The organism is Pseudoalteromonas sp. OOF1S-7, from assembly GCF_022347765.1.
Classification (GTDB): Bacteria; Pseudomonadota; Gammaproteobacteria; order Enterobacterales; family Alteromonadaceae; genus Pseudoalteromonas.
The window spans coordinates 67,021-77,040 of record NZ_JAKRFZ010000022.1 but is presented as its reverse complement, the minus strand read 5'-3'; the positions used below and the strand labels follow the sequence as shown (position 1 = coordinate 77,040).

Here is a 10,020-nt window from a genome sequence, read left to right as displayed (position 1 = left end):
CGGTCATGATAAGCCTCTGCCGATGAATGAACGCTAAGCTGATCGCCCAGCGCATTGTAGATATAATCCAGAGTTTGGTTATTATTGTCTACCACCTGAACAGTCTGACCAATGGCATTGCTATGTGTCGTTTTAACCTGCTCTTTGAAACCGGTACCGGTGACCGTCACGGCTATCGTTCGCCCCGCAAAAGCGGTCTCCGATTTGGTTTCAGCATTTGCGTCATCGACACGTGTTACTCTGTCCAGCACATCAAAGGTGCTTGTCACGGCTTTTGAACCAGCTTCCTTGATCACATCGTTGCGACCGTAGCGGTCAAACTGATACTCAGAGGTCAGCCACTGGTCCTTAAGTACTGTCAGTTTACTGACTTTATAAGTACGGCCCAGCTTATCCAGTAAGTGTTTTTCGCGCAGTACGCCGTTCACTTCTTTATTGAGTCGTATTACACAGTTTTCAGTCGATTCGCATGGCGTAAAATAACTGTACGCCTGCGCACCGGTCTCACTGTAAGAGCCGACTTTACCGCCAAAGTGATCATAGAATAATTCGGTCTCTACGCCGTTATTGTCAATTATCATTTCTGGCTGACCAAAAACATTGCGACTTGCCTGCCCCTGACCATCAACAGAAACCTTTCCAGATATCAATGTCAGCGTGCTTTTACTGCCGCTTTGCTTAGTATGGAGTACGTAACGGCCCTCACCATCATAGACGGTTTCGGTAATACGCGTTTCGCGCTCTAACTCAGTACATCCGGTATTTTCACTCTCCACCTTCACTTTATTGCCAAAATCATCGTACGAATGTCTAGTCGTCAGTTCATTCTCACAACCCAGGCCTTTACCTACAACCTCTTTGTAAAGCATGTTTTCGTGGCGATGACCATCCGGGTAGTATTCAAAGTAACTGCTTCTGGCAATAGCGCTGAGGCCTTCACCACGATGAGTTACTTTGGTTTTAGACAATCGGCCCAGACGCGCATGTTCGCCCGTTGTACCATACTGGTTTTCAGTCGTAACACTTAGCATTGCATTCGCTGGCGCGCCCACTGTGGTGAAATGTTCGGCACCGGAGGCAGCAACATCGTGTGTATTCACGGTGAGATTTTTAACATTACCATAGGTATCTTGAATGGTTTGCGTATCTGTACAGGTGTAGGCACTCACACTTAGATCCGAGTTAACCACAGCACTGCATTCACGGCTAGCCGAATTGTAAACACGATAGGCTGACACATCATTCAGTTGCTGCGTTTTGCCCTTGTAATACTCATTGACTGCCATGCTGAGCAGCACATTGGAGTCGGCCAGTCGCATTATTTTCTGTGTAGAATACGGCATCCCGGTAAACGGAAATGCCTGATGGTAACGTGTGGTGGTCTCAAATGTCTTGCCGTCCTTTTGCGTGGTGGTCTTCAGCGTTTTAAACCCTAATGGTCCGCGACCACCAAATTGCACACGCGCGCCCTGGTAGTGATAATCCACTTTGGCTTTATCCACAGACAAAGCACCACTGCGGTTGCTCGGGCTATCTGTTTCAACACTTGAGACTAACACGCCCCCACCGGTCACCTTACTGACCAACAACTGTTGCGTATTAAAGAGTCCTGCGTCTGCGGTCAGATCATCTTCAAGATCTGTATAGACCGTACTATCCGACATTAGTCCATAGTTAACTTTGGTGCTGTTAGTATGCCCGGCATACCCTTGTTGAACCTCATTCAGCATGCCCTCTGTTGCCTGCTGACTCAGGTTGTATCTGACACTCACGCCGTAGCTGTGTTTTACAAGAATGTCTGCAACACCATCGTTGTCATAATCACTGAAAAAGGCAAAGTCGCCAAGCTTGGTATCAACAGCAAGCTCAAACGCATTGTCGCTGACCTTTTCAAACGTCTCGCTTTGAGGTGACCATTCATAACGCCGCCATTGTTTTGTGTTCTTTTCTTTAAAGAACAGATCCGCTTTACCATTTTTGTCTATGTCCATTGACATAGGCGGGATCAGTTCACTCACCGAGAACGCATCATTGCTGGACTTAGCCGTGACACTAAACACCCGTTTAAACTCAACCCGCTCACTGGATTGATTAAGCAACACGTGCCAACGTTTTACACCCTGGTTGTATTGTGTCGTTGCCAGGTAGATCAGATCCACCAGGCCATCACCATTCACGTCGCCTGGTGTTAATAGCTCTATTTTTTCATCCGATGCAATATTTTCCGTCAGGAAAGGGTTAAACCCACCATACCCTGTTTCTCCCTGGTTGTAGTGTACCGCCAAACGTTTGGCATCATCATTTTTACAATGCGTAGAGTCACATTTAAGCGCAACTATATCCGCCAGGCCATCAAAGTTCATGTCGATAACATGCCAGTCGGTACCCTTACTCGTAAAGTCGCCGTATCCATAAAAGTTGCCTTCGCCCACATCGGTACCGAGCACATACTGACGACCAAATGCTCTGGTTTTCGCATCTGCCAATCTGACATACAAGTTGGGATCGTCTTTTTTATGTTTATAAACCAAATCTGCGTAACCATCGCCATTAAGATCTGCTGGCTTTATTTCACGCATGTAATGATCGGCAGGCCAGCCACTTGGCAGGGCAAGGTTTTGCAACTGGTTGTTGTCACTCAGCGCATAATGAGCCCAATAGCCAGGGTTTGCATCTGACGTATGTTCAGAGCGCAGGTTAATCATCAGGGAGAGTCGGCCATCCAGATCATGATCAATGGCAAACATACTGACACTCTGGTGATCATCATTTCGGTATACGTCCCGACATGCCAACTCTTCGGCAGCTTGATAGGTATGACCCTGATAAACGCACAATGTATAGCGCTTAGCGTCTTTATCTGTCTGCTCCAATGTGACCAGTTGCGCCTGACCAGAGCCTTTAAGGTCGGCCATCGTGACAGATGCAAGCGCATTGTCCATCTGCTCTTTTGAATACACCCGGCTAAACGCTTTAAAGTTTAGGTCGGTGGCAAATGCGTGATAGTTGAAAGTGACAGGTGCACGACAAACACTGCCACGGCAGTGAGTAATGCTTGTGAGCAGGCGCATGCCATTGGCCGCATCCGCGAAGCCCAATTTATAATTTGCACGCTCCGCCTCCTGATGGTTGAATACCTCGATATTTTTAAGGCGTGCAAACTGAGCCACTCTGGCTTTATCTACATAGCCGACATGGCGAAGCGGCCCAACCTCGTGCGTAAAGACAACTCGGTTTCCACTGTAGGTAATTTCTGACAGTACTGTTTCGGTGTTCGCAGCATTATTAGGATCCACCAGCTGATTGTATAGATAACGAATTGTGGTGCTTTCATTGCCCAGGTTGTCTTCCACCTCTGACAACATCCAGCTCAGGGTATGCACAACGTCATCTGCGTCCTTCAGCGTGATACGGCTGTCTTCTGAAGCGCCGTATCGTTTCACCGAGCCATCTTTCGCCAGAACAACAAACTGGTCATGATTGCCTACTCTCAGTTTATAAATCGTTGTCTGCGAATCGATCTCTGTCGTGTACTCGTCAACAATCTGCTCAGTATCAAAACTGCCACTGTGCGTTGTGACCGCTTTACTGATCAGGCGTTGTCCATCAAGACAGTACCTATCCTCTTCACTCAAGGTCAGTCCTTTAAACTGGCCATCCTGAGCTTTGGTTTGTCGACAACGCGTCACTCCGGATGCTGCGTTCAGGCCCCAGCCCAGTGCGATTGCACCATCGCCCCCTTGAGAGCTATAGTTCAGGCTAACCTCAGGCTGCACACCTGTAATACCTGCTGGGAGCGCAATTGGCAGGCTGTAAGATGCTGCGCCACTTTCGGTGACCCTGAAGCTGCCTGTCGTTGGCTGCAATTTCGCATGGGCAAGTAACACACTCCCACTCGGCGTTTGCTTTTCTGCTACCTTTACTGACGGCAACTTAACCAACGGGTCACCCTCTTGTGCTGAGCTAGTAATGCCGACTAGCGCTTCATTGGAGTAGTTCTTGCTACAACGAGATACTTCTTTACCCTTTAGTGACTCAGGATGCTTTACACAAGCCAGAGCTTTAAACTGATAATTACCGTTATACATAAATGTTCTGGTAAGAACACCTAAATTATCGGCATTCGTTTTGTCTGCTTCTATGGTTGCAAGCAGTTGATAATAAGGGTTACCTGGCTGCAAAGCATAAAGCTGGTACTCTTCAACCATGCCCGTACCGGTCAATGTAAAATTGATTGTGCCACCACGCTCTGTCACGGTTAATGTGGGACTCTGCAAGCCATCCCGACTATCTGCCGCATTGGTGCCTATTGCATCTTCTAACCTGTCGCTCAGGCCATCTTTATCACTGTCATAATCAAATGCACAGTAGTCAGTTACTAAGCAGCGATCATAAAAGTACTTGAGCAGGTTAAAGGTTGCCGATTCATATTGAGATGCACTTGCCCCTAACAGATCAATGATCACGTCCGCTCGGGTGACACCCATTTCAAGAATACCCACCCAATAAGCTTGATCACCAGAACCGTAAACCGCTCCGCGAAGAATCGAGTTTGTATTCTCTTTTAGCAGTAAATATTCAAACAGTGTGCTGATAAATTGAGCATTGGACGACTCAGACAATGCCGGGTCAATGTTAATCAACGCATTGACCATCTCATTGAATGGATGACCATTAGCCATCAGATAAGCCATGAAGCTCAATTCAGCTTTACTTGGTGTTCTTTGCAACAGCAGCAACATAACTTTAGTCAGTTTAACAAGATCATCGGTGTTTTGGTTCGGATGCCACTGCAAGGCTTCCCATTCCTTGATTTCCGTTTCAAACTGTTCAGCTAGGTCGCCAATTTCTTGCCATTTAAAGGCATTGGCGCCAATCATACGTTCATCTATGACGTGTACTTCTCTGTCCTGTGTCGTTACATAGATGTGTCCCGAGGCAGAAACCGTTGGTTGCATCACCACTCCCCCACTGCGCGGGAATGTGTAATGCCAGTTAACTAACCCTGTTTTTGAATCCAGCGAGTAAAGCGCTTCATCCATCGCACCAACGAGCAGTGCACCATTTTGGTCAAATTGCGCACCAGCTCGGATCTCTCCTTGCGTTTTAAACTGCCACTTAGTCGTCAGTTCCAGGTTTGCGAGCGGATCATAAGTCAGTCCATAGAAATGATGGTTTAATGAACCAAAGTAGATATTGTCTATTTTTCTGGCACCAGCAACATCGGAAATAGGCTCAAGCCTTGCCAAAGGTTTGGCAATAACCTGAACACTTTGATGGCCTGATTCCGGATAAGTCCACAGATGCTGCAGATCACCATCCAGATTTACTTTGTGTGCTTTAAGACCACCATCTTCGCCGCCAACATAAAGTACTTTGTTTTCACTCACCGTGAATTCACGCCCCCGCAGATTTGGCCGCGGTGCCGAACCCGTTTCATCCAGAATGATGGTGTTTTCCAGATAGGTATTATCTGCTGTATCATCCGAACGAACACCATTTGTAACAGTTAACTCCACGCCATTATCCAGCAGACCCTTGTGTACTCTCTCTGGTAACGTGCCTGTCAGTGTGTAGCCGTTTAACGATAAGTTGTGTGGGGAAATGTAAAATGTATCACCCGTTCCGCGCATACGCGCATACAAACCGGACTCAGAAGCACTAAAACCAATACCGGTTACCGTTACTTTTGAGCTGGGCTCCGTACACTGAGCACCACACGCCTCTATCGTTGCCGTATCAATATATGGTGCGATATGCTCAACGGTATGTTGCTGGCCTGCGGTGCACGCCCCCTGGCTGTTACAAGCACGGATCTCATAAGTGTACTGGCCTTGAGTTACGTCGGTTACCTGATGACTGGTGCCCGTAGAGGTTGCCAAAACAGTATGAACGGCACGATTTCTGTCACCTGGTAACCCTTTCCAGACCGCCAGCTCGTAGCTTTGCGTGACACCATCAGTGTTAGCAGCCCAGTTCAGTGTGAAATTGCCGCCGGCTTGCGTGATATCAGCATTAAATCTGGGCGAATGAGGCCTTGTCTCGTGGTTTACGACGGTGATTGGGGCTGAGCTGCCTTCTTCCCCTCTGATAACAACCTGCGTACCGAATGCGATTCCATGCGCGTATACCCGTAGTTGTTTACCATGATCTTCCGCTTTGGTCTGAATTGTCTTTGTATAAGAAGTTTTGTCCAATACGCCCACCGATGAGTTTTCCAACGGGTAGCGATTGCCATCCAACGTCGCCCTCATTGAAAGGGCAGTCATTCTGTTCAATTCAGAAAAGTGAGCCTCATATAAACCAGCTCCTAGATCCGTCAATTTGATTTCCGGCACACTCGGATTTGTCGGGTGTGGAGTCATCAGCTGGATGTCAGACACGTTAGCAACAGCCTGGTGACCATCATTATCTCTAGCAATCAAAGAGAGTTCGATGAAATTGCCCACATCACCCAGAGATGGCGTCCAGCTAAAGCTTATAGCACGTGCTTCTTCTTTAGTACTCGCCAAAGGCAGCTCAAGGGCGCCTACTGCAGGCGAGATATCAATACCATCGGAAACAGGCGCACCATTTCTGAGTAACGTCAGAGAAGTAAGCTTAGGCACTCCACCATTTGAAGTACGTCTGGAAAACGCTGATGCATGAACCGTAAAGTTCACTTGGTTTCGACCAATCACAAAATGTGTTCCGATTGGTGGCGTAACTCTAATACCAAAAAAGTTCACATAATTAATCACCTGTGCAAAGGCATTCGCCCCCCCCTCATTCGCCACCGCATACGCGTAATAGGTATACTGACCAGAGCGACCTGGCGCATTTAGAGTCAACGTACAATTGCTGCTATTGGTGCTACAGGTTTTCACAGCCGTTACGCAGCCATTTGTGATCTCCTCATAATTTCCCGGCGCACGGCATATTTTGTACTCTTTTAAACCGGAAGTATGGGTTGCCGTCGCCGATAAAGTCACAGATTCATCAATAAATGGACTCGTTTTACTCGCTGTCAGTGAGACAGCCGGCGGGGACAGAAGGTTGACCTTGAGTGATATTGCCTTACTTTTACCTTTACGGTCTAAGACTCTGACTTTCATCGACGCAATACTTTGCGTAACCGGGATAACGACCCCTGAGCACTGCAGTGTACGGGTAGAGCGCTGGCAGGTGTTATCGGCATAAGATGTGATGTTGTTATAGCCGTTGCCTATATCGAGCTCTATTCTGTCAATTTGGTTAGCATCGGCGTCATCGCTATCATGCGCACTCGCTTCCAGGGTAAGATTGTGACCAGGCGCAACATCAAGTTCGCTGTCAGACGACACTTCAGTGCCATCCACTGTCACTCTCAGTGTGGGCGCTGTATTTTCCTCTTTGGCTAATATTGAATATGAATGTGAGTCAGTATTGCCTTTGCTATCTATTACCTTAGCTTTAAATTTGTAAATTCCATTTGCAACAATTTGGCTTTTTTCGATAGTACGGCTGCACGAGTATACACCATCAGAGTTAGCGTTCGTCTCACATGTTTCTGTACCTCCAGCATTATCTAATTTTGCCCCATTTACGTATACATCATATGAGATCTGGAAAGAGGTGATATCTTTATTGATATCTTTAAATGCAACTGTACTAAACATGCTCGACTGACCATATTCTATACTGTTGTCGGTACCCGAGTAAGTAGCAGACTCTAATGCAGGTGCAGCATTTCTATTTACGACTATGGTTCTTTGGCAATAGTATTCAGCATCATTTTCATTACTCATATTCATAAGTCTAAGTGATACTGTGTATTCGCCCGTATTAGTAAACGTGTAATGCAGCGAAGTACTGGTACTGCTTTCTTTGAGCGTTGTTGTGCCGCGCTTCAGCGCCAGGTTTTGATTGGGAGTACTGCTAAAGCTGATTACCTTTGTTCTGCTGCCGAGCGTCACATGTGTTTCTTCACCAGCAATAACATGTAGCTCAGATGCATTACATACCGGCACCCGAGCATTATAAGCCTGTACTGTGCAGGTTAACAGGGTGGCACCGGCCATTATGAACGATTTAAAGAAGCTCACAGTTTTTTCCTCCAGACCACAGGCAGTGTTTGCACTTGATTGATTGTTCTACGTGTCTGAGTTTGCGATTGCTCCGAACTAAACCATTGATTCATAGTACTGCTGATAGCGGATGGCACAGTCTGAACTGGCACATCAACACCAAATATCTCATTTTCACTATTTTGCATAATAAATTGCTGGCGCTCACCCGAGCCGTCGGTAATAAGGGCCGGGGTGTTTAAAAATTCAGTTTGGATACCCCCAACCCGATATTCACTAAGTACAATATTCAGATCATTTGGATCTAATACCTGGATCAAACCGTCACGCTGGAAGACATATATACCCTCCTGTGCTCTTGTGGACTCTGTAAAAAACTGACTAACTGCGCTCAACCTACTTGGTTGCACTCGGTTTACTATTAAGGGGCTGGCGATCAGATTGCTACTCTTCTGAGCACTACAGGACTGCCCCTCTCCATCAGAGGCACGCACACTACATACTTTTCCATTACCATTTCGCATGCTAACCGTAAATATCAGTTCATCTCCCTGGATTGTCGGTGCACTATTCATCACCCCGTCCAGAGGTATATTCCATTTAGCATGCCAGTCAGTGATCTTGCCAGCTTTCTTTTTAACCGAGTAACGATGCAGTCTTCCGCCATGAGTCGCAAAAAATAGGTTATCTTCGTGCTCTAATACAGAGCGCTCGATAACATCGAGGCCGGATAAAAATAAAGGCTGGTGGAACTCCCCTTTCACACCGTTCAGCCGGACAGGGTTCTCTGGCAAAGTTGCAATTGACAGCGTTCTGGAAATCGCTTGACCATCAAAGTCATAGGCAGTCAGATTAAACCTCGCCATACTATTTACATAACTAGACATTTTACCCCGGGCTGGGTTTAACGCAGGCCAGGTCTGCACCGTTCTGCCATTTTCAGTTTTTGTAATGGAAACTTTTGCAGCACCAGTAATCTGCCAACTTACTTCAACCCGGCCGTAATCATCAACCTGGCTCCGATTGCTGTAGAGCGCTTTGACGGAAAATGGCTCAGTGACTACCCGATTTTGCTGTTTCGCTGCGGCACATCCGAAATCATCACATGCGGTCACACGGTAAATACCTGATGCCGCTGCGGGCATGGTGTAATGGGTACCCGACACATTCGCATTTACCATTTCCCATCGGCCGTTAGTGTATTGCTCAATACGATAATATTTTGCGTCACTAACCGCGGTCCAAACCAGTTTATCGCCTGTGTTATCTGGTTTAACCGAAAAATAAATGGGTGCGTCAGGAGCGCGCTCTACAGGAATGAGAACAGTAAAAATCCCCGCTCTAATTGGAGCATATGCCTGCTTAAACTCCATGGCGATGGTGCTATTGATTGCGATCAAGTTGAGTAAAACAAACAAAATTGAGAGTCGGCTAGTCATGCAAATTTTGGCCTGATTTGGATTATTATAATAAAAATGGCGCACAGTGTATTTCATAAAGGAACACAAAACAATACACCAAAGAAAAACCACATATACAAACAAATCAAATTTGCAACAAAAGAACAAAAAAAGACCAAAAACAGAAGATTTAAAATTCTAAAATCCAATAATACGCTTTTATTTGAAGAAAGAACGTATATCTGACAAAAGGAAAGGTAAAAAAATACCCACAAAAGTTAACCAAAGGAAGTCGAGCGGATACATGGACACCTTATAGCCAAAAAACAGTCAATGAGCTGGCGTCATGAACAGAAAAGCATATTAATTAAACGGAGGTTACATAGAATCTGCTAAAGAGTCTCGATAAACGGCTACCTTCCTATTTGCAATTGAACTTCCCACGCTTTTGCAATAGCGGCGGTGCAGAAAAATATAAAAATGACGACTCACCGTTCCAGCCATACTGAGCCGTATTAAGGATAACGCAGTAATTTTCGACAGACGTTGTGAATAGGACAACATTGCTTTTATAT

Annotated in this window: 2 protein-coding genes; both read right to left on the bottom strand. The window is 46.3% G+C overall.

Annotated features, from left to right (window positions below; all coding sequences use genetic code 11):
- On the bottom strand, positions 1–8,063 hold an 8,063-nt coding region (locus MHN33_RS21675), incomplete at its 3' end, for a SpvB/TcaC N-terminal domain-containing protein (protein ID WP_239401304.1).
- Positions 8,060–9,589: a hypothetical protein gene (locus MHN33_RS21670; RefSeq protein WP_239401302.1), complete on the bottom strand. Its 1,530-nt coding sequence runs from the start codon at positions 9,587–9,589 to the stop codon at positions 8,060–8,062. The genes MHN33_RS21670 and MHN33_RS21675, both read right to left, overlap by 4 nt.
- Positions 9,590–10,020 lie beyond the last annotated feature (431 nt).